The following is a 25,531-nucleotide window of genomic DNA, read 5'->3' on the forward strand; positions in this document are numbered from 1 at the left end:
GTTGCAAAAGGGTCGTAAGTTTGGCTTTGAGGCGTTGCTTCACGGGGCGGAACGGATTTGGATGGTGTAGGAACCCCAAAGGTCGACCGCCCCGTTTTAGCCCTCAAAATTTAGTAGGGTAGAGTAGGTGGTTAAAACTTCCTGAAGCAGCTTTTAAAGCATCTAGGAAGTTAGCCGCCTTTTGAAACCCACCAGTGGCACTTGCTCCTACACCCCAACCAAGTGAATACCCGCTCCAGTATGGGCTACCTGGACTCGGAGATGATCCAGGCTTTAATGATGTAAACCGCGAGCCTGAGACTTGGTAACCTTCACCGATAGAAAATGCCGCTCCCCAAAAATCTCCTGTCCAGTTATAACCGTTGCCAACCCAACTGCTTGGCGCAGGTCTTTCAATTCCCATCCTATCGACTTGTTTTGCCCAACCCCAAAAAAGCGATACTGAACCGGAAGCACTCATGTCAGCCATAAAAGAGCTAGAACTAAATGAAGCTGCGGCACCATGGTATGCGTGTACCTCTGGGGCAAATGGATTTTCTTCTCCTCTAGTGTGCCAAAGTACATTAACGCCGAGTTGTGCCGAAGCAACAGTAAACTGACCTGATGCTTGCAAATCTAAACCGATTACATCAGGCTGAGTGATGCCCAAATCTACGTTATGCCTCCCTATATCCTTATTAATACCATAATCAGATAGTTTATAAGAGTGAGATTTTGTTCCTGTCCCATATGATGCCGTAAACATAGAGTTATTAGCACCTTGCACTTTTAACGTGTCATTGCCTAAGGGATCAGCAAACCAAATAGGATTGTTTGCAAATGCTGAGTAAGATGATTGGTCATGCTTAGTAGCAGGATCTACATTCCATCTCCTACCGATTCGACTGTCGTATTCCCAAAAATCAGCTGTGTAATGTCCTTGTGTTATATCATCAGACTTCTCCTGTCCATTATAACCATAACGGTAGCCGCCCGCTGAGATGCTTGCCGCCGTGTAGCGGCCGGGCTGGAGCTGGCCAAAGGCGTAGTAGTTGTAGTAGGCGCTCAGCACCGGTTGCAGGCTGCCGGTGAGCGGCTTGCCGGTGCTGGCGCTCAAGGTACTCGTTTTTTCGTCCGTTACCACGGCCCGCACGTTGCCCAGGTGGTCGCTCAGCTCGTAGAGCTTCTGGCCCAGCACCCGCGCGTAGGTGGCCCCGCTCACGCCCGGTTGGGGCGCGGCGGCGCTCAGCGGCGCGGCGGGCTTGCGCTCCCCGAGGCGGGCGCTGCCGTAGAGCGGCTGCTCCACCAGCTGCGGGGCCTGGCCCTGCGCGGCCTCGTAAATGGCCAACGGGTTGCCCTGGGCGTCGCGCACGTAGTAGGTCGTTTTGGTCGGGCCCACCGGGGCCCACAGCTTGCGGATGCGGTTGCCCTGGGCATCGTAGAGGTAGCTCGTTGTCACGCCCCCCGGCCGCAGCACCTGGGCAATCTTGCCGTAGGGCGTCCAGCTGATGCTCGTCACGCCCGCCTGGTTGTCGCGGATGAGGTTGCCCACTCCATCGTAGTCGTAGTTGGCCTGCTCCTTGCGCCGGTTTTCGGTCAGCGACTTAGACTGGTCGTCCACATCCTCGACCGAGACATTCGCTCCGGTCTTGTCGCCCACCCACTGGAGCTGGTTGGCAAAGTTGCCTGCCCCATAGTGGTACTCCAGTTGGTCGAGGTAGGCGTTGGGGCTGTTGGCGCGGCGGTTCAGGGTTTGCAGATTACCGTTGGCGTCGTAGCTGTAGCCGGTGCTGAAGGGCCGGTTCTCCTCCGACCAGTACGAGCCCGTGCCCCCGCGCTACGCATTTCCTATCACGTTGGCAGATCAGACAGGCGCGTGCAATGCACACGCTACAACTGCCCGCGCCAGACTGTGTAGCCCGCTGGCCACGTCAGATCCGGAGCCTCCGCCAGTTCCGGGAACAGGCCGTAGACGGCGGAACCAGAGCCGGAGAGGCTGGCGTAGGTGGCCCCGGCGGCGTAGAGCTGCTGCTTGATGTCGCCGAGCACGGGGTAGAGCGGGGTCAGGGCCTCCTCGAAATCGTTGCTGACGGTGTCGCGCCAAGTGGGCATGGGTTCGGCGAGGCTCTGGCGCAGGTCGTGGCGCGGGGCGCGGGGCTGCACGCGGGCGTAGGCTTCGGCGGTGCTGATGTGCAGGCCGGGGTAGACCACCAGGGCCGGGGTGCCGCTCAGGTCGAGGGCGAATTCCTCGAACATATCCCCCCGGGAGTGGGCAAACACGGGCTGGTTGCGGATGAAGAAGGCGCAGTCGGAGCCCAGGCGGCGGGCGTAGCTTTCGAGCTGCCCAGGCGTGAGCTTCAGCTCAAACTGACTGTTGATAGCCTGCAGGGCGAAGGCCGCATCGGCGGAGCCGCCCCCCAGCCCGGCCCCGATGGGCACGACTTTGTGCAGGTGCAACTGCACGGCCGGCAGGCTGAAATCGGCAGCCAGCAGCTCATAGGCTTTGCGGCAGAGGTTGGTTTCCGGGTCGCCGGGAATGGGCAGGCCGGTGAGCGTGAGGGTGGTTTCGGCGGCTTCGGCCGGAGCCGGCAGCACCTCGAAGGCATCGGCCCAGGGCAGGGGCACGAACACCGATTCGAGGTTGCGGAAGCCATCGGGCCGCCGGCTGGTGATGTAGAGGCCCAGGTTGAGCTTGGCGTTGGGGAAGACGAGCATGGGGTTGAAAAGCTGTTCGCTGTTAGCTGGCGGCTGTTAGCTTTGGGGATGAATCAGCGCGCAATATTCTAAGTTCTGGCAGGAATTTGCGGGTTTCAGCCTATGAACAGCTGCTGAAGCTGCATTCCGACCAGTTTTGGCCACCTTTTTCATCTATTCCTTGCCTTGGCTCGCCCAATGAATGCTAACCGCTACCCGCCAATGGCTACCCGCTCAGAAAGCTGGTACGCCCGCCGCGGCAAGCGCCTGCTCGATGTGGCGCTGGCGGCCCCGGCCCTGCTGCTGGCCGGGCCGGTGCTGCTGCCCGTGGCCCTGGCCCTGGCCTGGCAGAACGGGGGGCCGTGGCTGTTCCGCCAGCCCCGGCCGGGCCGGCACGGGCATATTTTCACCTTCTACAAGCTCCAGACCATGACCGACCGGCGCGACGCCCAGGGCCGGCTGCTGCCCGACGCGGCGCGCCTGCCGCGCCTGGGCCGCTGGGTGCGGGCCACGTCCCTCGATGAGCTGCCCCAGCTATGGAACGTGCTGCGCGGCGACCTGAGCCTGGTGGGCCCGCGGCCCCTGCTGGTGCAGTACCTGCCCCTGTACTCGCCCGAGCAGGCCCGCCGCCACGCCGTGCGCCCCGGCATCACGGGCTGGGCCCAGGTGAACGGCCGCAACGCCCTGAGCTGGGAACAAAAGTTTGCGTTCGACGTCTGGTACGTCGATAACCTGTCGTTCGGGCTTGACCTGCGGATTCTGCTGCGCACCGTGGCCCGGGTGCTGGGCGCCCGCGACATTACGGCCGCCGGCCAGGCCACCACCACCGCCTTCACCGGCTCCCCGGCTTCGGCCAGCCTCTCTGCTCCTACCTCGGAACCTTCTTCGTCCTGACCGTGCATATTTCCGCTTCGTCGCCCGCTGCCCCCGCTCCTACCCGTCCGCCCGCGCCAGTGACGCCGCAGCAGCTGGCCATTTTCGGGGCCGGCGGGCTGGGGCGGGAAGTGCTGGTGCTCCTGCGCCAGCTCAACGCCCTGGCGCCCACCTGGGAGCTGGTGGGCTTCTACGACGACCAGCCGCCCGCCACCGACCTCATCCACGGCCTGCGCTACCTCGGCAATGCTCAGGACCTCAACGCCACCCCTACCCCACTGGCCGTGGCTGTGGCTGTGGGCAGCAGCCGCAGCCGGGCCGCGGTGGTCAGCCGGCTCACGTCGCCGCAGCTGAGCTTTCCGACCCTGATTCACCCCGGCGTCAGCACCGAATCGTTCCAGCACCTGCACATCGGGCCGGGCTGCCTCATCACCCAGGGCTGCATCCTGACCACCGATATCCGCCTGGGCCGCCACGTGCTCCTGAACCTGGGCTGCACCGTGGGCCACGACGCCGTGCTGGAGGATTTCTGCTCCCTGATGCCCCACGCCAACGTGGGCGGCGAGGCCCACCTGGCCGAGGGCGTGTACCTGGGCACCAACGCCACCGTGCTCAACCAGGTGCGCGTGGGCGCCCGCACCATCCTCGGAGCCGGGGCCGTGGCCATCCGCGACCTGCCCGCCGACTGCACCGCCGTAGGCGTGCCGGCCCGGATACTGACGCCGCCCGCGGGTCGTTAGCCATTAGTTGTCAGTTGGTGGTTGTCGGTTGTCAGTTGTCAGTTGTCAGTCAGTTATTTATATAGGCACTGACAACTGACAACCACCAACTGACAACTTAAATTACTGCCGCGCCGCCTTTTTTGCGGACCTTCGCGGGCACCGCCGCTTATGCACAGTCAGGATTACGACCGTTTATACCTCTCCCCGCCCCACCTCGGCCGCCACGAGCTCAACTATCTGCACAAGGCCATTGAGGACAACTGGGTGGCGCCCGTAGGCCCCAACCTGGATGGGTTTGAGCGCGACATCTGCGAGGCCACCGGCGTAGCTCACGCCGTGGCCCTGAACTCGGGTACGGCCGCCATCCACCTGGGCCTGCGCCTGCTGGGCGTGGCCCCCGGCGACGAAGTGCTGTGCCCCTCGTTCACGTTCGTAGCCACGGCCAACCCCATCACCTACCTGGGCGCCACGCCCGTGTTTATCGACAGCGAGGCCCAGACCTGGAACATGTGCCCCGAGCGGCTGCGCGAAGCCCTGGAAGACCTGCGCCGCCAGAACCGCCGGCCCCGGGCCCTCATCCTCGTCCACCTCTACGGCATGCCCTGCCGCTTGGCCGAAATTCTGGCCGTGGCCGAGGAATTCGGGGTGCCGGTGCTTGAGGATGCCGCCGAGGCCCTGGGCGCCACCTACGAAGGCCGGGCCCTGGGCTCCTTCGGGGCGGTGGGCGTATTTTCCTTCAACGGCAACAAAATCCTGACTACCAGCGGGGGCGGCGTGCTGGTAACCAACAACGCCGACTGGGCCCGGCAGGCCCTGAGCTGGGCCACCCAGGCCCGCGACGCCGCGCCCTACTACCAGCACTCAGAGCTGGGCTACAATTACCGCCTGAGCAACCTGCTGGCCGGCATCGGACGGGGCCAGATGGGCCTGCTCGAGGACCGCGTAAAGAAGCGCCGGGAAATTTACGCCTGGTACCAGCAGCACCTGACGGGCCTGCCCGGCCTCTCCTTCGGCCCCGCCGAACCCGCCGGGGGCCGCAGCAACCGCTGGCTGTCCTGCCTGCTCCTCGACCCCGCCGCTACCGCCGTTACGCCCGAGCAGCTACGCCTCCACCTCGAAACCCACAACGTGGAGAGCCGCCCGCTCTGGAAACCCCTGCACCTGCAACCGCTCTTCGCAGGCGCGACCATGTACGGTGGTGCCGTTTGTACCGATTTATTTACCCGCGGTTTGTGCCTGCCCTCCGGCTCAGCCATGAAGGAAACCGACCTGCGCCGCGTAGCCGATGCCATACGCGAGATAATACCCGCCTGAATTCAGTACAACGGCCGCTCCGGTAGCACATAAAGTTCCGGGGGTAGTTCCTGGAGCACAAACTTCCGCGAACCTGGTATATAGCCCACGTTACTGGTATGTAATTCAGCTAATCAGATGCCACGCACCTGATTAGCTGGGCTTCTGGGACGCTGCTCAGCTTCGTGTTTCCAGCAACCGGCCCGAGCCCCGTGGATGGGCCCCACGGGGCTCGGGCGATGACCTGACAACCGGCAACAGAAAGGCCACGCCCGTTGCAGCAGGCGTGGCCTATAACCCGTTTCACATGCGGAAAATATGCTGGACGGGGCAGTTCAGACGCTGACGATGCGGCTTACCTCCGCGCCTCAGGGACTCACCAGATTGATACTCAGGTTAAAGTACAGTGGATTCCCCAACTCATTTTCGTAGAGCGGATTGTTGTCGCCGGTGGGGTTCTGGTTGCTGAAGGCATCGAAGCGGTAGTTGTAGCGGTAGCCGGCCTGGGCCGAGAGCCAGACGAAGCCCGCCAGCTGCCGCTCGTAGGTGATGCGCGGTTTCAGCTCACCCCGGCGCAGGTACACGTCCTGCCCATTCACCGGCCCCAGGTAATAGGCGTTGCCCTCAATCTCGTACCCGAACATGAGCAGGGAGTTGGCGCCAAAACTACGCCGCACGTTCACGCGGGCCGGAAAAATGGCCTCCACGCCCCACTTGGGGTTAAAGGTGCGGAAGTAGTACACCACCGGAATGTGCAGCTGCTGCCCCGCCCGGTAAGTGCGCGTAACGCCCAGTCCCCACATGTAGGAGTCGGTGGGTTTCCAGCCGTAAATGGCCGTACCGCTGTAGGTCAGGGCCTTGCTGCTGACGTCGTCGAAGTTGCGGTAGGTGCCGTTCAGGTCCACGTTGCCCTGAATCAGCAAGTAGTTCTTGTCGTTGAGGGGCCGGAACACCGTGGCGTTGAAGCCGGTGGAACGCAGCCCGTCCTCCATCGACCGGAACAGGGGCGTACGATTGGCATTGGCTATGCGTACGCCGGTGTTCCAGTACGTGAGGCCCAGGTTGAGAATCAGGCTGGAATTGGAAATAACCGGGGCGTTGAAGCCCAGCCGCAGGCCCGCGAAGCGGTCTACCTGCTCGGTAACTTCCGTGTTGAGCGGTGGTGTATGACCCGGACCGGGAGTAATCACCGACGGCTGGTGAGGACCGGTCGACGTCAGATCGAAGGACAACTGGCCTTCGTAGCCCACCGAAATCAGCTTGGTAGGACTCTGCAAAAGCACTTTCTGGCTGGCATAGGGACGATTTTCCGTGGCGTCGGCGTTGCCGAAGCTGCTGAAGTCGTCCATCCCCAGGGAGTCGGCGGGAGCTGTGGGCAGGTCCTGGGCGCTGGCGGGCGCTACCAGCAGGGAACCCAGGGCCAGCAGGGCCCCGGGCACTAGGAAACGGGAGAGATGGTGCATGAGCCTACTTCTTTACCTGCCGTTTCCACACGTCGGTGCGGCCGAAAAGCGACACCCCGATGAAGCCCCGCACTTCCAGGGTGTTGGGGTCGGTCAGGGTCATCTCGCAGGAATAGTCGCTGCCGTTCTTGGGGTCGTAAATCTGGCCCCCTTCCCACTTGTTGTTGCCCACGTACTTGAAATCACGCATGTTCACCAAACCGCGCAGGGGCTTGCTGCGCACCGACTCGGTGGGGTTGTTCACGTCGGTGCGGGGCGTGCCGTCGGGGTTGTTGGCTACTTTAAGCCACACGATGCGGCCAAAGTATTTGTCGCCGCTTTTGTAGATCTGCACCATGCCCGTGCCTTCCCCATTTTTCCATACGCCCAGCACCGCATCCGGATTGTCAGCCAGGGCCAGGGCGGCAGCCGAAGTCACCAGGACCAGCAGCAACGCGAAAAGGGTTTGTTTCAGGGTATTCATGACGGTAGTGGGAAAAGTGAGTGGGAAGAAGAAGCAGAACAATACGTTTCTCAAATAGAAACAATAAAACCGTAAAAAAACAGCTTTAACCGCGTTTTAATGCCGTTACCCAGCAGGCCGGTCGCTTAGTGGTACGCTCGCAACGCACTTTCTGCTCCCGGCTAGCATCAAGCCCAATACCGTGCCACCCTGATCTACTTTTGGAAGCCCGGGGCCGGTTGGCCCGCACCGTCTGCCCTGCGTAACCACTAACCGTCGGATCAGACGGCGGCCAGCGCCTGCCGCAAGTCGGCCAGCAGCTCAGCCCCCGGCTCGATGCCCACGCTCAGCCGCACCAGCCCGGCCGTGATGCCCAGTTCCTGGCGCTGCTCCGCAGTCAGCGCCCGGTGCGAGGTGCCCGCCGGGTACGACAAGGACGAATCTACTCCCGCCAGGGAGGGCGCAAACGGGAACCGCTGGCTGGCCCGCATGAAGCGGTTCACGGCGTCGGTGGTATCGGCGGCGAGGCGGAACGAAACCATGCCCCCGAACTGGCCGGCGCCCTGAATGGCGGCCGGCGCGTGCTGGGGGTGCTGGGGCAGGCCCGGGTAGAATACTTCGCCTACGGCCGGGTGCGCGACCAGGAGCTCGGCCACGGCCTGGGCGTTTTCGCAGTGGGCGGCCATGCGCAAACGCAGGGTTTTGAGGCCCCGCACGGCCAGCCAGCTTTCCATGGGACTCAGCGTGAGCCCGAACAAGGTGCCCAGCTGCTGGAGCCGGGCGGCATCCTCGGCGGTGCGGGCCACTACCACGCCGGCCGTCACGTCGGAGTGGCCGGCCACGTACTTGGTCACGCTGTGCATGACCAGGTCGGCGCCGTGCTCGAAGGGGCGGGTAATAATGGGCGAGGCAAACGTGTTGTCCACCACCAGCTTCAGGCCCAGGGCGTGGGCGGCTTCGGCGGCGGCACCCAGGTCGGCCACCCGCAGCAGGGGGTTGCTGATGGTTTCGCAGAGCAGCAGGCGGGTACGGGGCTGCCGGTAGGCCGCCAGGTTGGTGGTCAGCTCCCCGAAGGGCACGTAGCTCACCGTGAGGCCCAGCCGGCTCAGCTCCTGATTCAGCAGCGCCGACGAGCCCCCGTAAATATCGGCGGCGCACAGCACATGGTCGCCGGCGACGCAGTACGTCAGCAGGGCCGCGAAGATGGCCGCCATGCCCGAGCCTGTAGCCACCGCTCCGGCCCCGCCTTCCAGCCGCGTCAGGGCCTGGGCCAGCTCGTCGGAGTTAGGGTTGCCGTTGCGCGAGTACAGGTAGCGGCTGCCGGGCTCCCCGAAGTAAAGCTCCAGTTCGTTGAGGTCCTCGAACTTGAAAACCGACGTCTGGTAAATCGGGGTGATTTTGGGGTGAATTTCCATAAACCGCTGCTTCGCGCTGAATAACTGTGATGGCACTGACTCTTCGTGCTGACTCACCTCAACTAGCTGACTCGTTGGGAATCAGCCAGATCAAGGGCAAGCAGCGAACATTAGTGCGCAAACAAAAAGCCTTTCCCGCAAAGGAAAGGCTTTTCAAGCGGAAGCTGAAACCCGGAAGTTACGCCGAAGCGCCTTCGGCCAGCACGATTACGTTGTTGCGCAGCACCTCTACTACCCCGCCCTCAATGCGGAAGGTAGTCGCGCCGTTGTTGAGCACCACGTCGCCTTCTTTCAGCGCCGAAATCATGGGCGCGTGGTTGTTCAGCACTTCAAACAGGCCGTCGGCACCCGGAAACCGGGCCGAGCTAACCTCGCCTTCAAATACCTTCCGGTCGGGCGTGATGATTTCCAGATGCATGTTTTCTAATGTGAGAAATGTGAAAATGTGTTGAATGTGCTGATGAGGGTGTGAGCCGAAGCATATTCACATTTCCCCCATCAGCACATTCCCCACATTAGAAAAAATTACTTCCCAGCTTCGGCCATCAGCTTCTCGCCTTTGGCCACGGCGTCGTCGATGTTGCCTACCAGGTTGAAGGCGGCCTCGGGCAGGTGGTCGTAGGTACCGTCGATGATGGCGTTGAAGCCCACGATGGTTTCCTTGATGTCAACCAGTACGCCTTTCAGGCCGGTGAACTGCTCGGCTACGTGGAAGGGCTGCGACAGGAAGCGCTGCACCCGACGGGCGCGCGTTACGGTCAGCTTGTCTTCCTCCGAGAGTTCGTCCATACCCAGGATGGCGATGATGTCCTGCAGTTCCTTGTAGCGCTGCAGAATCTCCTTCACGCGCTGGGCCGTGTTGTAGTGCTCGTCGCCGAGGATGGTGGCATCCAGAATGCGCGAGGTCGAGTCCAGCGGGTCCACGGCGGGGTAGATGCCCAACTCGGAGATTTTACGGCTCAGTACGGTGGTAGCGTCCAAGTGGGCAAACGTCGTCGACGGAGCCGGGTCAGTCAAGTCATCAGCCGGCACATACACGGCCTGTACCGACGTGATGGAACCGCGCTTGGTGGAGGTAATCCGCTCCTGCATGGCGCCCATTTCGGTGGCCAGCGTGGGCTGGTACCCTACGGCCGACGGCATCCGGCCCAGCAGAGCCGATACTTCGGAGCCGGCCTGGGTGAAGCGGAAGATGTTGTCGATGAAGAACAGGATGTCGCGGCCGGAGCCGGTGCCATCCCCGTCGCGGAAGTTCTCGGCTACCGTGAGGCCCGAGAGGGCGACGCGGGCGCGGGCTCCGGGAGGCTCGTTCATCTGCCCGAACACAAGCGTAGCCTGCGATTTGAGCAGTTCGGTTTCGTCGACCTTGGTCAGGTCCCAGCCGCCTTGCTCCATCGAGTGCTTGAAGTCCTCGCCGTACTTGATGATGTCCGACTCAATGAATTCGCGCAGCAGGTCGTTGCCCTCGCGGGTCCGCTCGCCCACACCGGCAAACACCGACAGACCCGCGTAGGCCTTGGCGATGTTGTTTACCAGCTCCATGATGAGTACGGTTTTGCCTACGCCGGCACCACCGAACAGACCAATCTTACCACCCTTTACATAGGGAGCGAGCAGGTCAATTACTTTGATACCCGTGTAGAGGATTTCCGACGAGGTAGCCAGGTCCTCGAAGGGCGGGGCCTGCCGGTGAATGGGCAGGGGGCCGTCGCTCTTGGGCTGGGGAATGCCATCGATGGCCTGGCCGATAACGTTGAAGAGACGGCCCTTGATGCCTTCGCCCGTGGGCATCGACATAGGAGCGCCCAGGTCGCGCACGGCGGCACCGCGGGTCAGACCTTCGGTCGAATCCATGGCGATGGTGCGGACCCGGTCTTCACCGAGGTGCTGCTGTACTTCGAGCACGACCACCTGGCCATTGCCTTTCGTGACTTCGAGGGCGTCGAGGATGTTGGGAAGCTTGGAGCCTTCACCCGCGAAGCTCACGTCCACGACGGGACCAATGACCTGGGTGATTTTACCGGTATTCGCCATTGCGTTTTATAGATTGGGATGGGTGCAACGATTCAGGCCGCAAAACTACGGCTTAATCCCGGCATTGGCAAGGCAACCGAAAACGGGCGGTTTTCAACTTTTTTTTCGGGGCCTGAATGACTGATTTTCAGCCCCAAAAAGGCGTCAACGGGCCTCGGAGGCGAAAAAGTTGGGAAAAATATTTCGCCGGAAATTTGCCTGGAATAAAAGCCGCCGTACATTTGCACAACCAAACGGCACACCTCCACAGGTTGTCAGCGGGAAATTGTCCGATGGTGTAACTGGCAACACGCTTGATTTTGATTCAAGAAAGTCCAGGTTCGAGCCCTGGTCGGACAACCGACTACCACAACGCGAAAGGCGCTGATTCTTCCCCTGCCGGAAGAGTCGGCGCCTTTCGCTTTTATTGTTTCTGCCTTTTCCGTGTCATTCCCCCGCAGCGAGGAAGCGAAGTTGCCCCCGGCTCCGCTTGCTCACTTTGGTCGGAATGACTTTTTTCTTTTCCACCCCTACCCTTTTCATGGCACAGCAAGTCAAAATCTTCGCCGGCAACGCCTCCCGCGAACTAGGTCAGCAAATTGCCGCCGCCTACGGCACCCAGCTCGGCGACCTGAGCATTCAGCGCTTCGCCGACACGGAACTCGGCCCCAGCTTCAACGAGAGCATCCGGGGCTGCGCCGTGTTCCTGATCCAGAGCACCAACCCGCCGGCCGAAAACCTGATGGAGCTCATGCTGATGGTGGACGCGGCCAAGCGCGCCTCGGCCGCTTCCGTGACCGTGGTGATGCCCTACTACGGCTATGCCCGCCAGGACCGCAAAGACAAACCGCGCGTGAGCATCGGGGCCAAAGTGGTGGCCGATTTCGTGCAGAGCGTGGGCACCGACCGCCTGATGACCTGCGATTTGCACGCCGGCCAGATTCAGGGCTTCTTTGATATTCCCGTCGACCACCTCGACGGGGCCACCGTCTCGGCGCCCTACATCCAGTCCCTGGGCCTCGACAACCTGATTTTCGCCTCGCCCGACGTGGGGGGCGTGGTGCGCACCCGGGCCTTCGCCAAGAAGTTCGGGGCCGAAATCGTGGTCTGCGACAAAATGCGCCTGCGGGCCAATGAAATTGCTTCCATGCAGGTTATTGGCGACGTGACGGGTATGAACGTGGTGCTCGTGGATGACATCGTGGACACGGCCGGTACCATCTGCAAGGCCGCCGAGCTGCTGATGGAGCGCGGGGCCAAATCGGTGCGGGCCGTGATTACCCACGGCGTGCTCTCGGGCCCGGCCCACGAGCGGATCCGCAACTCGGTGCTGGAGGAGCTGGTAATTACCGACACCATTCCGCTGAAGGAGGAAAACCCCAAAATCAAGGTTATTTCCCTGGCCAGCCTCTTCGCCCAGGCCATCCGCAACGTGGTCACCCACGAGTCCATCAGCTCGCTGTTCATTTAAGCTCCCGGCCCCGGTCCGGTTGCTTTAGTCGCTGCCGGCCGCTGGTTTAGCCAAAAACTGGCACGGTCTTGAGAAGGAGGAAACCGAAAATGGTTCCCTCCTTCTCTTTTTTATTTTTACGGCGATGAAAACTGCTATCCTCCACCTCGCTACTGCCGGCCTGCTGTCCCTGAGCCTGCTCTCCGCCTGCACCGCCACCGTACCCATGCAGTCCCTGGCCCCGGCGGCCGTCACGATGCCCGCCTCCATGAGCCGCATTGCCACGGCCAGCCGGGTGCTGCCGGAAAGCGGGCGCGACAAGTTTTTCGATGTGCTGGAAGGCATTTTTACCGGCGAGGGCCTGCTGGTGGACCGGGCCGGTACCGAAGCCTGCGCCATGAGCGTGGGCGAGTCGCTGATGCGCAACAGCCCCCGCTTTAAAGTCACGCCGGCCAATCTGCAGCTGCTGGGCCGCACCCGGGAGTTCTTCCTGCCTCCCATGGCCCCCGACTACGTGCGGCGGGTCTGCGCCGAAAGCCAGGTGGATGGGCTGGTGGTGCTCGAGGCCTTCGACTCCGACATGCAGGTGACCCAGCACCAGGAGGAGCGCGTGATCAAGGAGAAGGACAAGCCCGACCGCAAGGTGGCCGTGACGGTGGCCGTGCTGGAAATGCGGCTGGTCACCGGCTTCCGCACCTACGGCCCCGACGGCACCGTGGTGGACCAGGCCAAGCAGGAAGACCGGATGGTATGGACCAACGAAGGCCCCACTTACCAGGAAGCCCTGCGCCGGATGCCCGCCCCGGCCGAGTGCATCCGCCAGGTAGCCACCCGCGTCGGCGACCAGTACGCCCGCCGTATTGCGCCGTCCTACGTGGCCCTGTCGCGCCAGGTGTTCACCCGCGCCCGCAAAGACGCCCACATGGAGCAGGCCAGGCAGATGGTGGCCGCCACCGACTGGGCCGAAGCCGCCGCCGCCTGGCAGCAGGCCGCCCGCAGCGCCAACCCCGACGTGGCCGGCCGCGCCTATTATAACCTGGCCGTGTACGAGGAGCTCAACAACCGCCTGCCCGAGGCCATTGAGTACGCCCGCCAGGCCGCTTACACCCACCGGCTGCGGGCTGCTACCGCCTACCTGCGGGAGCTGCAGCTGCGCCAGCAGAGCGAATCCGAAGCCAGCCGGCAGCTGCCCGCCACCCACTAGCTTCCGGCGGCAGGCGCGCGGGCCGCGGGTCGGCCGGCTTGGGAAACTGCCTGGGAATAAAGGTTTCAATTCCCGCGGAAAGCCCCTATCTTTGCGGCCCGTTTGCCTGCTGTGGGTAAGCGGATTTCACTCCCCAAAGCACACTTTTATGAAAAGCCTCGAGATTGTAGGGTTTAAAAGAGCGAATCTCGGTAAGAAGGACGCCAAGGCGCTCCGCCTCGACTCGTACGTTCCTTGCGTACTGTACGGCGGCGCTGAGCAGGTGCACTTCTCCGTTCCCGCCATTTTGTTCCGCGAGCTGCTGTACACCCCCGAGGTGCACATCGTAGACCTGAACGTGGAAGGTACCATGTACCGCGCCATCGTGCAGGACGCCCAGTTCCATCCCGTGAACGAGATGCTGCTGCACGTTGACTTCCTGGAGCTGGAAGAAGGCAAAGAAGTGAAAATGGACATCCCCGTGAAGTACGTGGGCGTTTCGCCGGGCGTACTGGCCGGTGGTAAGCTGGTGAGCAAGCTGCGCAAAATCAAAGTGAAGGCTACCCCCGAAAACCTGCCCGACTACGTGGAGGTAAACATTTCGGACCTGGGCCTGGGCAAATCCATCAAAGTGAGCAAAGTGGAAGCCAAAGGCTACACCATCCTCACCAACGAGCAGGCTCCCATTGCCACCGTGGCCATCCCACGTGCCCTGAAAGGCCAGATGTCGGCCGACAAGTAATATCCCTGATTTTCGCGGATGTTCAGCCTGCTGACGCCGATTCCGGCGGCGCAGCCTTCCCCGAAAATTTGCGTAAAGAGCCGTCCTGCTTGCTGGGGCGGCTCTTTATTTTTGCTCTTTCTTCTCCATTGTAACTAAGCCGGATGTAGCCGGACGCACCAGCGCCCCGGCATCGGCGTCGTCAGCCCCAACATCCGCGAAAATCCGTGCTATGAAGTTTCTAGTGCTCTGCCTGGGCAACATTGGCCCCGAATACGCCGACACCCGCCACAACGTGGGCTTCATGGTGGGCGACTACCTGGCCCGCAAACACGACGCGGCGCCCTGGCAGCTGGGGCGCCACGCCTTCACCACCGAAATCCGCCACAAGGGCCATACCTACGTGCTGGTGAAGCCCACCACCTACATGAACCTGAGCGGCAAGGCGGCGGCTCACTGGCTGAGCACGCTCAAGCTCACCAAGGAAAACATGGTGGTGGTCACCGACGACCTGGCCCTGCCCTTCGGCAAGCTGCGGCTGAAAGCCAAAGGCTCGGCCGGCGGCCAGAACGGCCTCAAGCACATCCAGGAAACCCTGGGCTCCGACGAGTACGCCCGCCTGCGCTTCGGTATCGACTCCAGCTTCTCCAAAGGCCGCCAAGTGGACTACGTGCTCAGCCCCTTTTCCGCCGATGAGAACATCGACCTGGAAGGTCGCCTGGAAAAAGCCGCCGATGCCGTACTGGCTTTTGGGGCAATGGGCGTGGAACGGGCTATGAACGTGGTGAACGTGAAATAGCCTTCAGGGCAACATCAGGTCAATATAAAAACGCCTGTCATCCTGAGCGGAGCGAAGGATCCTGTCACGTTAGCAGTCGTAATAACGACTCGTGCTGGCGTGACAGGATCCTTCGCTCCGCTCAGGATGACAAGCGTTTTTTTTACAGACTTACTCCTGATTTACGCCACGCCCGAACCCGGCCGGACGGGGCTGCTGGGCTGCATGAGGCTGAGCACGCCGTCGGCGTTTTCGGCCATCAGGAGCATGCCCTGGCTTTGGATGCCTTTGATTTCGCGGGGGGCGAGGTTGAGCAGCACCTGCACCTGCTGGCCAATGAGGGCCTCGGGCAGGAAGTGCTCGGCAATGCCCGAGACGATGGTGCGGGGCTCCTCGAAACCGAGGTCTACGCTGAGCTTGAGCAGCTTTTTGGTTTTGGCGACCTTCTCGGCGGCTACGATGGTGCCGATGCGCAGGTCCATCTGCTGGAACTGCTCGAAGCTCACGTCATCCTTGGCGGGGGCGGCTACGGCGGCGGCCAGCTCGTTGGCTTTCTTGGTGTCGAGCAGCTTCTGCACCTGGGCTTCCACGGTGGCGTCCTCGATTTTGGTGAACAGCAGGGCAGCTTCGGCCAGCTGGTGGCCGGCGGGCAGCGCGTCGGGGCGGCCGGCCTGGGGCCAGGTGCCCTTCTCGGTATTGAGCATCCGGCCCAGGCGGGCGGCAGCTTCGGGCAGGAAAGGCTCCAGTAGCGTAACCATAGCGGCGGCCAGCTGCAAGGAAACGTGCAGCACGGTACCGGTGCGGGCCTCGTCGGTTTTGATGAGCTTCCAGGGCTCCTGGTCGGCCAGGTACTTGTTGCCGAGGCGCGAGAGGTTCATCAGCTCGTTCAGGGCGTCGCGGAAGCGGTAGTTGTCAATCAGCTCTCCGATGCGGGCCGGGAACTCCTGCAGCTGGCGCAGCACGTCCTCATCCTCGGTGGTAAAGCCCACGGCGGCGGGTACTTTGCCCTCGAAGAACTTGTGGGTGAGCACTACAGCCCGGTTCACGAAGTTGCCGAGGTTGGCGACCAGCTCGTTGTTGTTGCGGGCCTGGAAATCCTTCCAGGTGAAGTCGTTGTCCTTGGTTTCGGGGGCATTGGCGCAGAGCACGTAGCGCAGCACGTCGGCCTGGCCGGGGAAATCCTGCAGGTACTCGTGCAGCCACACGGCCCAGTTGCGGCTCGTGCTGATTTTATCGCCTTCCAGGTTCAGGAATTCGTTGGCGGGCACGTTATCGGGCAGGATATAGTCGCCGTGGGCCTTGAGCATCGTGGGGAAGATGATGCAGTGGAACACGATATTGTCCTTGCCGATGAAGTGTACCAGCTTGGTTTCGGGGTCTTTCCAGTAGGTTTCCCAGGTGTCGGGCAGCAGGTCTTTGGTGGCCGAGATGTAGCCGATGGGCGCATCAAACCACACGTAGAGCACCTTGCCCTCGGCCCCGGCCACCGGCACGGGCACGCCCCAGTCCAGGTCGCGCGTCACGGCGCGGGGGTGCAGGCCCTGGTCGATCCACGATTTGCACTGGCCGTACACGTTGGCTTTCCAGTCCTGCTTGTGGCCTTCCACAATCCACTCGCGCAGCCAGGGCTCGTATTGGTCGAGGGGCAGGTACCAGTGCTTGGTTTCGCGCAGCACGGGGTGGTTGCCCGAGAGCATGGAGCGGGGGTTGATCAGCTCGGTGGGGCTGAGCGAAGTGCCGCACTTCTCGCACTGGTCGCCGTAGGCGTTTTCGTTGCCGCAGTTGGGGCAGGTCCCCACGATGTAGCGGTCGGCCAGAAACTGGTCGGCCTTCTCGTCGTAGTACTGCTCGGAAGTCTGCTCAATGAACTCACCTTCCTCGTAGAGCTTCTTGAAAAAGCCGCTGGCTACCTCGGCGTGCGTTTGGGAGGAGGTGCGCGAGTAGATATCGAACGACACGCCGAAATCCTGGAACGAGTCGCGAATGATGGCGTGGTACTTATCCACCACCTGCTGGGGCGTGACGCCTTCCTTCTGGGCCCGGATGGTAATGGGCACGCCGTGCTCATCGGAGCCGCAGATGAATTTTACGTCGCGCTGCTGGGCGCGCAGGTAGCGCACGTAGATGTCGGCGGGCAGGTACACGCCGGCCAGGTGGCCGATGTGCACGGGGCCGTTGGCGTAGGGCAGCGCGGCCGTAACGGTGTAGCGCTTGGGGGCAGATGAGGCCATATCGGGGGCAGAATGCAACTAAATCAGAAGAGAACCGCGGCCAGAAAGCCCACGGGAGTGCAAAGGAACGAGGAATAAAGAGGAAAGCCGCGGCCGGCCGGCTGTTGGGCAGCGGGCGGCGGGATGGTTATGTTAATTCTTCTATATTTAAACCACCTCCCGTCGCGGTTTGTCGTACCAGGTTCCACACCCCTTTCTACTTCTTTCCCCCAAACATGTCCAAGAAATCAGCCCCGGAGAAGCCGGCCAAGAAAGCCAAAGCGACCAAGGAATCTAAAGACCCGGCCGAAAAAGCCCAGCGCAAGGCGGCTAAAGCCACCAAATCGGCCGCGGCAGCTCTTAACGAGAAGCGGAGCACCAAGAAGGGCGACCAGAAAAAGGCTCTCAAAGTAGCCGCCAAGCAGCTGCAGAAGGAGCTTGACAACCGCATCAAGGAGGTGGTAAAGCGCGTGCGCAAGGAAGCCAAAGCCCGGCTGCAGGAGGTGGTGCAGGATGCCACCCGCCGCCTCGACACCGACATGGAGCACCTCTTCGAGCAGGCCCTGCATACCATCGTGCGCCACCACGAAACCGGCACGCCCGCCGCCTCCGACAGCATTTCGGCCACCGCTGACCCGGCCTCCCTGCCCGAGCCCACTCCGGCCCCCAAGCCCGCCGCTAGCCGCAGCCGGGCCCGCGCCGCCAGCGCTGCTACCTCGGCCACTAAACCAGCCACCAGCCGGACCAGCCGCCCTGCAGCCGCTAAAACGGCCACCCCGAAAGCGTCGGCCACCCGCCCCCGCCCCGCCGCCAAAAAGCCCACCCCACCCGCCGATTCAGCTCCCCAAACGGAAGAAACCGGCGCCTAACCCGCAGGCACCTGGTAGGCAGAAAGGCCCGTTACCATTCCGGTAACGGGCCTTTCCGTTTGAATATAAGCGAAAATCACAGCCGGGCTAAGGCAGGCGCAGGGTATCAGCGGGGGCCCCTTGCACGCGCTGGAGGCGGGTCTGGGGTGTGCTGGTGTTGTTGTCGTCAGTGTTGAGGGTTTCGGGGCGCTTCTGGGAGTTGATGCCGCTGGCCTGGTTGCCCAGCCGAACGCGGCCCGGGGTGGCGTCGGGCGTGGCCCCGCTGTAGCCGGCGTTGCTGTTGTAGGCGGCCTGGCGGTCGGCGTCGGTGAGAATGCGGCTGGGAACCCGGCGGGCAGCCGAGTCCTCGGCGGCCGTATCCTGGGCCGTAGTGCAGCCGCCCAGCAGCAGCGCGGCGGGCATTAGAATTCGAAAAAAAGCAGGGTGGCGCATGGCAAAAAGCAAAGGGAACCGACCTCCAGTAGGTCGGCTCCCTTTGCTAACGGGCGGCACCCCGCGAAGTTGGGGCAGGCAAGGGCTAAATTACCGGGCTTCGGCAGCGCTGCCCGCCAAATCGGCCCGGATGCCGTCCCAGAGGGCTACGCGGGCCTGCATGCAGCGCACGGCCGTGGCTTCGGCTTCAATCCAGCGCTGGGGGTTGTCGGCGCACAGCTCGCGCACCATCTGCTGGGCCAGGGGCGTGTGCACTTCCTCGTCGAGCTGGATGTGGCGGTCGAGGTAGTAGGTAAACGTGTCGAGCTGGCCGGGGAAACGCTGGCGCAAATCGTGCACGAGGTGGCGGAACATATCCGGAATCACGTCTTCGCGCCCGAAGGTGAAGGCGGCAGCCACCGCGTGGGTCTGGCCCGAATCGATGAGGCGGAAGGTATCGAGCACGAACTCGCGCACCGAGGCCGGGGCATCGGCCGCGGCCAGGGCGTCGGCCACCGAAGCGCCTTGGGCCAGGGCGCCCAGCAGGCGCTCTACGGGCGCAGTATCGGCCCCGCACTCGCGCATGGCGCGCAGGTACAGCTCGAAATGGCTGGCGGGCCGGCCTTCGGGGTCCACGTCGGTTTCCTCCTCCAGCACGATGTCGTTGATGAGGCGGCGGGTGGCGGGGTTGCCGCGGGGCACCCAGGGCACCGTTACGCAGGTCAGGTCCCGCTGCAGGGCCTTGAGCAAGGACATAAAATCCCAGACGGCAAACACGTGGTGCTGCATGAACACGCGCAGGTCTTCCAGCGAGTGTAGCGACTGGTACACGCCGTGGGCCACCAGCTGCGCGCGGGCCGGCGCCAGGGCGGCCTGGAGGTCGGCAATAGAATCGGGTTTGGTTTGAGTCAGCATAAGGCAGGCAACACGCTTTTCGCGACGGGCATCAGGTACGAAACAGGAGTAGAAAAGCCCGGCTACGCCCGAACCAGGCCTTTCGGACTGACAACAAACGAAATGGCCCACCGGCTCGGATTGCCAGCGGGCCATTTGCAAAAGTAATTGAGTTGTCAGGTGATAGTTGTCGGTTGATAGTTGTCAGTTGTCAGTTGTCAGTTGTCAGTGAAGGAATGTGGTCCTGACAACTGACAACTATCAACCAACAACTTATTTGGCTTTCTCGAACACCATGCCGTAGGAATCCATGCAGTAGCGCTGGCCGGTGGGTTTGGGGCCGTCGTTGAAAACGTGGCCGAGGTGGCCCCCGCACTGGGCGCACACCAGCTCGTCGCGGCTCATGCCCAGGCTGTTGTCGGCAGTTACCTTCAGGCTGGTGCTGGTGGCCGGGGCCCAGAAGCTCGGCCAGCCGGTACCCGACTCAAACTTGGTGTCGGAAGTAAACAGCAGGTTGTGGTCGGCGGCGCAGTAGTAATTGCCCTTCTCGTGGTTGTCCCAGTAGGGGTTGGCGAAGGGCTTTTCGGTGCCCTGCTCCCGCAGGATGTAGTACTGCTCGGGGGTGAGCTGTTTTTTCCACTCGGCGTCGGTTTTCTGCACCGGAAACTCGCCGGGCTTGCCAGTCACGGTTTGGGGGACGGGGTAGTTTTTGGCCGATTGGGAAGCCGTAGTCACGGGGCGGGGCGAGTCGGCGAGGTCCATTTGGGCGTCGCGGGATTTAGCCTGCTGGGAGCAGGCAGAGTGGAGCGTGGCGGCGGAAAGCAGCAGAATAAGCAGGGAAGCGCGCATAGCAAGCAGGGAAAAAGCCAGAATAGGGGCGGGCCACGTTGGCCGCCGCCGGGTAACATACGCAGACCGGCGCCGGTTCGGACGTGCGGCCATTAGGCGGGGCCCATCGGGGCCCGGGGACGGTTACGGGGAGTATCAGCAGGCCAGCGAGTTGACGCGGGGGGCCGGCCCGTTTCTTCCCGGCTCAGTAACAATTAATTACCGGCGCGAATTTGCGCCAAACATTCCCTACCTTTGCGCCCGGAAAACCCTTTGTATGCAGAACATCCGGAATATCGCCATCATCGCCCACGTTGACCACGGCAAGACCACGCTCGTGGACAAGATCATTCACGCCTCGAAGCTGTTCGACGAACACCAGCAGTTCGACGACCTCATCCTCGACAACAATGACCTGGAGCGGGAGCGGGGCATCACCATCGTATCCAAGAACGTATCCGTACGTTACAAGGACGTAAAAATCAACATCATCGACACCCCTGGTCACGCCGACTTCGGCGGCGAGGTGGAGCGCGTACTCAAGATGGCCGACGGCGTATTGCTGCTTGTCGATGCCTTCGAAGGGGCCATGCCCCAGACCCGCTTCGTACTGGGCAAAGCCATCGACCTGGGCCTGAAGCCCATCGTGGTGGTCAACAAAGTCGATAAGGAAAACTGCCGCCCCGACGAGGTGCACGAGCAGGTATTCGACCTGATGTTCAACCTCGGCGCCACCGAAGACCAGCTGGACTTCGTGACGCTGTACGGCTCCTCGAAGCAGGGCTGGATGAGCACCGACTGGAAAACCAAAACCGACAGCATCATCCCGCTGCTCGATGCCGTAGTGGCCTCCATCCCGCCTGCCCCCACCCTGGAAGGCACGCCCCAGATGCAGGTGACCTCGCTCGACTACTCGTCGTTCGTGGGCCGTATCGCCATCGGCCGCGTGCACCGCGGTACGCTGAAGGAAGGCGCCAACATGAGCCTGGTGAAGCGCGACGGCACCATCAAGAAAGTAAAAATCAAGGAGCTGCAGGTGTTCGAAGGCCTGGGCCGCACGAAAGTAACCGAGGTTAGCTCGGGCGAAATCTGCGCCGTAACGGGCATCGAAGGCTTCGACATCGGCGACACCCTCGCCGACGCCGAAAACCCCGAAGGGCTGAAGACCATCAGCATCGATGAGCCGACGATGAACATGCTCTTCACCATCAACAACTCGCCCTTCTTCGGGAAGGAAGGCAAGTTCGTGACCTCGCGTCACCTGCGGGACCGGCTGTTCAAGGAAACCGAGAAAAACCTGGCCCTGCGCGTAAAGGAAACCGACCGCGAGGACTCCTTCCTGGTGTACGGCCGCGGCATTCTGCACTTGTCGGTACTCATCGAGACCATGCGTCGCGAAGGGTTCGAGCTGCAGGTAGGCCAGCCCCAGGTACTGTTCCAGGAAGACGAAAACGGCAACCGCCTCGAGCCTGTTGAGCACCTGGTAGTCGACGTACCGGAGGAAACGGCTGGTAAGGTAATCGAGCTGGTGACCATGCGCAAGGGCGAGCTGACCATCATGGAGCCCAAGGGCGACCTGCAGCACCTGGAGTTCAACATCCCGGCCCGGGGCCTGATCGGCCTGCGCAACAACGTGCTGACCGCCACCGCCGGGGAAGCCATCATGAACCACCGTTTCGCCGCTTACGAGCCTTACAAAGGCGTTATCCCCGGCCGGATTGCCGGTTCGCTGATTTCGATGGATACCGGTGCCGGCACCGCCTACACCATCGACAAGATGCAGGACCGCGGCGAGTTCTTCGTTGATCCGGGCGAAGAGGTGTACGCCGGCCAGGTTATCGGCGAGCACACCCGCCCCAACGACCTGACCATCAACATCCAGAAAGGCAAGAAGCTCACTAACATGCGCGCTTCCGGCTCCGATGACAACGCCAAGATCATCCCGAAGCGTCAGTTCTCGCTGGAAGAAGCCATGGAATACATCCAGAAGGATGAGTACCTGGAAGTAACGCCCAAGTCGATCCGGATGCGCAAAATCCTGCTCGACGAAAACGAGCGTCTGCGCTCGGCCAAGAAGGTCGACTAGGTTTCGTTTTTCGGAGCTCTGACTTCGTTGAAATAGTAAGAGGGGCCCGGCGCAAGTCGGGCCCCTCTTTCGTTATAACCAGTTGGACCGGTACCGAGCGGATTCCGTATCTTCGTAAACCACGTCTTAGCCTTTATTTCTTATGGATTCCGAAAACCGCAACAAGCGCGACCTGCCCGAAGTGGTAGCTGATATTCTGATCACGCTGGATAAAGTGCAGCGCGATGTTTCCGCCCTGCAACAGGAAATGGGCGGCCTGCGCCAAGAGGTGGGCGGCCTGCGCCAAGAGGTGGGCGGTCTGCGCCAAGAGGTGGGCGGCCTGCGCCAAGAGGTGGGCGGTCTGCGCCAAGAGGTGGGGAACGGCTTTGATCGGTTGGAAAGCGCCTTTAATAACATGACCACGGCCGTGCTGGACGCCATGAACCGGCAGACGGAGCGCTATGACACAGTCCACACCACGCAGAACACCCAGCAATCGGAGGTAAAAGAGCTGCGGCAGCGGCTGGAGAACCTGGAGAAAATCGTGTACAAGCAAGCCGGCTAAGTTTCCCGACAGGCTATAGTGCAGCAGCAGGCGCGGCCAAAGGCCGCGCTTTTTTGTTGCCGGAAGGCCAGATGCGGGCTGTTGTTGTTGTATGGCAGCCTGTCCTATTTCTCCTTTTGAACTGCGCCCGTGCCTTCTGCCCCCTCTCCCACCCCACGCCGCTACCGCCCGCACCTGATGCGGCAGCGCTGGAGTAACCTGCTGTTTGCCCACTGGCCCGTGCCGCCCGAGCTGCTACGCCCCTACCTGCCGGCCCGCCTGGAAGTAGATACGTTTGCGGACCAGGCCTGGCTGGGCGTGGTGCCGTTCACGATGAGCCAGATCCGTCCCCTGGGACTGCCCGCCGTGCCGGGTCTGAGCGCCCTGCACGAGCTGAACGTGCGCACCTACGCCACCCTCGACGGCGTGCCGGGCGTGTGGTTTCTGTCGCTCGATGCTACCCAGCCCCTGGGGGTGTGGGCCGCCCGCACCCTGTTTCACCTGCCCTACCTGCACGCCCGCATCCGCCTGACCGAAACGAATGGTACGCTGCGGGCCGTGGCCGAGCGCACCCACCGGGGTGCTGCCCCCGCCACCTTCGCCGCCACCTGGACGCCGGGTGCCAGGCTGCCGCTGGCACAACCGGGTACGCTGGCCCATTTCCTCACCGAACGCTACCACCTGTACACGGCCGGAGCCAACCTCCGGCAGGGGGTGCTGGGCAGCAGCCTGTGGCGGGGCCACCTCTGGCACGAGCCCTGGCAGCTGCGGGAGGCCACGTTGCAGGAATGGGACTCCACGCTGGTGGAAAGCCATGGCCTGCCCACCCCGGTCGGCCCACCCCTGCTCTATGCTGCTGAACCCCTGGATGTGACGGTGCGGGAGCTGCGGCGGGTGTGAGCGGGCCGCTTCAGCGGCGGATTTCGAACTCCGGATAGCCCTGCACCGGCCCCGTGGTGGCTTCCACCTCCTCCACGCGGGCGGCCGGTGGTCCCTGGTGGCACCACTGCTCCAGCTGGGCCAGCGCTTCGGGCGGGCCTTCGGCTTCGATGGTGACGGTACCGTCGGGGTTGTTGCGGGCGTAGCCGGTGAGGCCCAGCTGCCGGGCCTGCTGGCGGGTGCTCTGGCGGTAGAACACGCCCTGTACGCGGCCGTGCACCCGGAAAATACGGTGTTCGATACTCATTATATTTTTGCTGAATCAGAAGCGGGAGAGCGTCTTTGGCTTGGCGCTTATTTGGCGGCCGGCCGCGTCCAGAGCCAGCACGGGAAACGGCCCACGGCCCGACAACGGGCCTCGGGGAAGGCGGCCCGCACGAGGGCGGAGTCGGCCGCCGAGCCGGTCAGCACCTGCCAGGAGGACGGTAAAGCGGCCACCGCGGTGGGTGGCACTACCCGTATGGCGCGCGGGTAAGCCAGCACGTAGAAGCGCAACGAAGCGTTATAGCCCGGCCCGCCATTATATACATCCAGCGGTTGGCGCGACTCGTAGAAGCCCGCTTCGGCCACCACGGCCAACGGACTGGGCGGGTCGGCCTCGTTTTGGAGCGCTCGTACCCCGTAGCCGACGCGAATGTAGTCGAGCGTATCGCGGCGGTTACTGCGCAGCTGCCGCCACATCATAATAAAGGGCGGCGCCAGCACCAGCAGCACCAGCAACACCCGGAAGCTAAGCCGCCCACTGCCGGCAGGAATGCGGGCCAGCAGCCGCGCAGCCAGCCGCGGTCCACCCAGGCCCAGCAACAATGCCACCCAGGGGTAGGCCGGCGCGATGTACCACTCAATTTTCGTTTTAGCTACGGTCAGCACCAGCAGTAGTCCAGCGGCCCAGCTTAGGGCAAACCAGGCCACCCGCCGCACCTGGGCGTTCGGGTGACGCAGGGCGAAGGGCACGACCAGGGGCACCAGATAGATCCAGGGGATGAATTTGGTAGTACCTAACCGCTGCAGGTAGTAGTACCAGACTTCCTGGTGGTTTTCCAGCGCACTACCGAATCGCCCCCCTAGTTCGTTGGCGTTGATGGCCGCCCAGTAGCCCGGGCTGGCCTGTTCGCGCAGCACGTACCAGGCCACGGCTACACTTACCCAGGCCAGCAGCACCAGCCAGAAGCCGGGCATACGCAGCAGGTTTCGCCCCCGTCGCCGGGCCAGACAATACATGATTACCCCAGGCCAGGGCAGCAGCACTGCTACCCCCTTGGTAAGAGTGGCCACCACCAGCCCTGCTCCCACGCCAACCCACCAGCGCGAGCGGCCGGTTTCCAGCAACAGCACGACCGAAAGGCCGGCCACGAGTTGAGCCAGGGTGAGCAGGGCGTCGTAATCACCCGTTTTACCGTGGTGTTCTCCGACGAACCCGAGCGTACTTACCAGTACCGAGCCTGCCACCAGCGCACTCACCGGGCGGCCCAGAAACCGGGTGATAAACAGGCACAGGAGGGTTATGGTCGTAAGCATAGCCAGCGCGGCGGGCAGCCGCACCGCCCAGCCGGTGGGCCCCAGTAAACTGATCAGGCCAGCTTGCAACCAGATCATGAGCGGGGGTTTGGTATTCCACAGGTCCGGTTGAAAGGCGTACGTGGTCACCAGCCAGTTCCGGCTCTGCACCATCTCCAGCGCGTTTACCCCCAGGCGGGCTTCATCCCATTGGCTCAATACCAATCCATTCAGATCAATAAGCATTC

The 25,531-nt window shown here is 62.5% G+C and carries 24 protein-coding genes and 1 tRNA gene; 12 read left to right on the forward strand and 13 right to left on the reverse strand.

Annotation, left to right across the window (positions count from 1 at the left end):
* Window positions 1–103: 103 nt before the first annotated feature.
* Both KLP40_RS09140 and ispE read right to left on the reverse strand, forming a co-directional pair.
* Complete coding sequence (locus tag KLP40_RS09140) at window positions 104–1,639, reverse strand: RHS repeat-associated core domain-containing protein (protein ID WP_215593476.1); 1,536 nt, start codon at window positions 1,637–1,639, stop codon at window positions 104–106.
* 230 nt (window positions 1,640–1,869) lie between these two features.
* On the reverse strand, window positions 1,870–2,694 hold the full coding sequence (gene ispE / locus KLP40_RS09145; RefSeq protein WP_215593477.1) for a 4-(cytidine 5'-diphospho)-2-C-methyl-D-erythritol kinase: 825 nt from the start codon (window positions 2,692–2,694) through the stop codon (window positions 1,870–1,872).
* A 201-nt stretch (window positions 2,695–2,895) separates the two neighbouring features.
* On the opposite strand from ispE, the gene KLP40_RS09150 reads away from it, so the two are divergent.
* From KLP40_RS09150 to KLP40_RS09160, 3 genes are all read left to right on the forward strand, one after another.
* Window positions 2,896–3,567 carry a sugar transferase gene (locus tag KLP40_RS09150; protein WP_215593478.1) on the forward strand — a complete coding sequence of 224 codons (672 nt, stop codon included), beginning with the start codon at window positions 2,896–2,898 and terminating at the stop codon, window positions 3,565–3,567.
* 2 nt (window positions 3,568–3,569) lie between these two features.
* Window positions 3,570–4,286, forward strand: a complete 717-nt coding sequence (locus KLP40_RS09155; RefSeq protein ID WP_215593479.1) for an acetyltransferase — start codon at window positions 3,570–3,572, stop codon at window positions 4,284–4,286.
* Between the two features lie 150 nt (window positions 4,287–4,436).
* Window positions 4,437–5,582 carry a DegT/DnrJ/EryC1/StrS family aminotransferase gene (locus KLP40_RS09160; protein ID WP_215593480.1) on the forward strand — a complete coding sequence of 382 codons (1,146 nt, stop codon included), beginning with the start codon at window positions 4,437–4,439 and terminating at the stop codon, window positions 5,580–5,582.
* Window positions 5,583–5,929: 347 nt separating this feature from the next.
* Here KLP40_RS09160 and KLP40_RS09165 read toward each other — a convergent pair whose 3' ends face one another.
* The 5 genes from KLP40_RS09165 to atpD all read right to left on the reverse strand — a co-directional run bounded on the left by KLP40_RS09165 (window position 5,930) and on the right by atpD (window position 10,915).
* Window positions 5,930–7,024 carry a DUF6268 family outer membrane beta-barrel protein gene (locus tag KLP40_RS09165; protein ID WP_215593481.1) on the reverse strand — a complete coding sequence of 365 codons (1,095 nt, stop codon included), beginning with the start codon at window positions 7,022–7,024 and terminating at the stop codon, window positions 5,930–5,932.
* 4 nt (window positions 7,025–7,028) lie between these two features.
* On the reverse strand, window positions 7,029–7,487 hold the full coding sequence (locus KLP40_RS09170) for a DUF2147 domain-containing protein (RefSeq protein ID WP_215593482.1): 459 nt from the start codon (window positions 7,485–7,487) through the stop codon (window positions 7,029–7,031).
* Between the two features lie 260 nt (window positions 7,488–7,747).
* Window positions 7,748–8,881 (reverse strand): trans-sulfuration enzyme family protein, encoded by a 1,134-nt coding sequence (locus KLP40_RS09175; protein WP_215593483.1) that lies wholly within the window; start codon window positions 8,879–8,881, stop codon window positions 7,748–7,750.
* 178 nt (window positions 8,882–9,059) lie between these two features.
* On the reverse strand, window positions 9,060–9,299 hold the full coding sequence (gene atpC / locus KLP40_RS09180; protein WP_215593484.1) for an ATP synthase F1 subunit epsilon: 240 nt from the start codon (window positions 9,297–9,299) through the stop codon (window positions 9,060–9,062).
* Between the two features lie 107 nt (window positions 9,300–9,406).
* Window positions 9,407–10,915 (reverse strand): F0F1 ATP synthase subunit beta, encoded by a 1,509-nt coding sequence (gene atpD, locus KLP40_RS09185; protein ID WP_215593485.1) that lies wholly within the window; start codon window positions 10,913–10,915, stop codon window positions 9,407–9,409.
* Between the two features lie 266 nt (window positions 10,916–11,181).
* Between atpD and KLP40_RS09190 the strand changes: the two genes are divergently transcribed.
* The 5 genes from KLP40_RS09190 (at window position 11,182) to pth (ending at window position 15,047) form a co-directional block, all read left to right on the forward strand.
* Window positions 11,182–11,254, forward strand: a tRNA-Gln gene (locus tag KLP40_RS09190).
* A gap of 181 nt (window positions 11,255–11,435) precedes the next feature.
* Window positions 11,436–12,365: a ribose-phosphate pyrophosphokinase gene (locus KLP40_RS09195; protein ID WP_215593486.1), complete on the forward strand. Its 930-nt coding sequence runs from the start codon at window positions 11,436–11,438 to the stop codon at window positions 12,363–12,365.
* Between the two features lie 124 nt (window positions 12,366–12,489).
* Window positions 12,490–13,548: a DUF6340 family protein gene (locus KLP40_RS09200; protein WP_215593487.1), complete on the forward strand. Its 1,059-nt coding sequence runs from the start codon at window positions 12,490–12,492 to the stop codon at window positions 13,546–13,548.
* A gap of 148 nt (window positions 13,549–13,696) precedes the next feature.
* Window positions 13,697–14,269, forward strand: a complete 573-nt coding sequence (locus KLP40_RS09205; protein ID WP_215593488.1) for a 50S ribosomal protein L25/general stress protein Ctc — start codon at window positions 13,697–13,699, stop codon at window positions 14,267–14,269.
* Window positions 14,270–14,480: 211 nt separating this feature from the next.
* Window positions 14,481–15,047, forward strand: coding sequence for an aminoacyl-tRNA hydrolase (gene pth, locus KLP40_RS09210; protein WP_215593489.1), 567 nt, complete (start codon window positions 14,481–14,483; stop codon window positions 15,045–15,047).
* A gap of 161 nt (window positions 15,048–15,208) precedes the next feature.
* Here the strand turns inward: pth and metG are convergent, their stop codons facing one another.
* Window positions 15,209–17,257: a methionine--tRNA ligase gene (gene metG / locus KLP40_RS09215; RefSeq protein ID WP_215593490.1), complete on the reverse strand. Its 2,049-nt coding sequence runs from the start codon at window positions 17,255–17,257 to the stop codon at window positions 15,209–15,211.
* Between the two features lie 215 nt (window positions 17,258–17,472).
* Between metG and KLP40_RS09220 the strand changes: the two genes are divergently transcribed.
* On the forward strand, window positions 17,473–18,105 hold the full coding sequence (locus KLP40_RS09220; protein WP_215593491.1) for a hypothetical protein: 633 nt from the start codon (window positions 17,473–17,475) through the stop codon (window positions 18,103–18,105).
* A gap of 87 nt (window positions 18,106–18,192) precedes the next feature.
* Here KLP40_RS09220 and KLP40_RS09225 read toward each other — a convergent pair whose 3' ends face one another.
* The 3 genes from KLP40_RS09225 to msrB form a co-directional block, all read right to left on the reverse strand.
* Window positions 18,193–18,537: a hypothetical protein gene (locus KLP40_RS09225; RefSeq protein ID WP_215593492.1), complete on the reverse strand. Its 345-nt coding sequence runs from the start codon at window positions 18,535–18,537 to the stop codon at window positions 18,193–18,195.
* 90 nt (window positions 18,538–18,627) lie between these two features.
* Window positions 18,628–19,431: a DUF3050 domain-containing protein gene (locus KLP40_RS09230; RefSeq protein ID WP_215593493.1), complete on the reverse strand. Its 804-nt coding sequence runs from the start codon at window positions 19,429–19,431 to the stop codon at window positions 18,628–18,630.
* A 252-nt stretch (window positions 19,432–19,683) separates the two neighbouring features.
* Window positions 19,684–20,259, reverse strand: a complete 576-nt coding sequence (gene msrB, locus KLP40_RS09235; protein WP_215593494.1) for a peptide-methionine (R)-S-oxide reductase MsrB — start codon at window positions 20,257–20,259, stop codon at window positions 19,684–19,686.
* A gap of 256 nt (window positions 20,260–20,515) precedes the next feature.
* Here msrB and typA point away from each other — a divergent pair, with 256 nt between their 5' ends.
* The 3 genes from typA to KLP40_RS09250 all read left to right on the forward strand — a co-directional run bounded on the left by typA (window position 20,516) and on the right by KLP40_RS09250 (window position 23,747).
* Window positions 20,516–22,324 (forward strand): translational GTPase TypA, encoded by a 1,809-nt coding sequence (gene typA, locus KLP40_RS09240; RefSeq protein ID WP_215593495.1) that lies wholly within the window; start codon window positions 20,516–20,518, stop codon window positions 22,322–22,324.
* Window positions 22,325–22,466: 142 nt separating this feature from the next.
* On the forward strand, window positions 22,467–22,868 hold the full coding sequence (locus KLP40_RS09245) for a hypothetical protein (protein WP_215593496.1): 402 nt from the start codon (window positions 22,467–22,469) through the stop codon (window positions 22,866–22,868).
* Window positions 22,869–22,997: 129 nt separating this feature from the next.
* Window positions 22,998–23,747 (forward strand): YqjF family protein, encoded by a 750-nt coding sequence (locus KLP40_RS09250; protein WP_215593497.1) that lies wholly within the window; start codon window positions 22,998–23,000, stop codon window positions 23,745–23,747.
* Between the two features lie 10 nt (window positions 23,748–23,757).
* On the opposite strand, the gene KLP40_RS09255 is transcribed toward KLP40_RS09250, so the two are convergent.
* Both KLP40_RS09255 and KLP40_RS09260 read right to left on the reverse strand, forming a co-directional pair.
* Entirely contained in the window at window positions 23,758–24,033 is a 276-nt protein-coding gene (locus KLP40_RS09255) for an acylphosphatase (RefSeq protein ID WP_215593498.1), read from the reverse strand.
* Between the two features lie 47 nt (window positions 24,034–24,080).
* Window positions 24,081–25,529 (reverse strand): ArnT family glycosyltransferase, encoded by a 1,449-nt coding sequence (locus KLP40_RS09260; RefSeq protein WP_215593499.1) that lies wholly within the window; start codon window positions 25,527–25,529, stop codon window positions 24,081–24,083.
* Window positions 25,530–25,531 lie beyond the last annotated feature (2 nt).

Origin of the sequence: Hymenobacter piscis (assembly GCF_018760735.1) — a bacterium.
GTDB lineage: Bacteria > Bacteroidota > Bacteroidia > Cytophagales > Hymenobacteraceae > Hymenobacter > Hymenobacter piscis.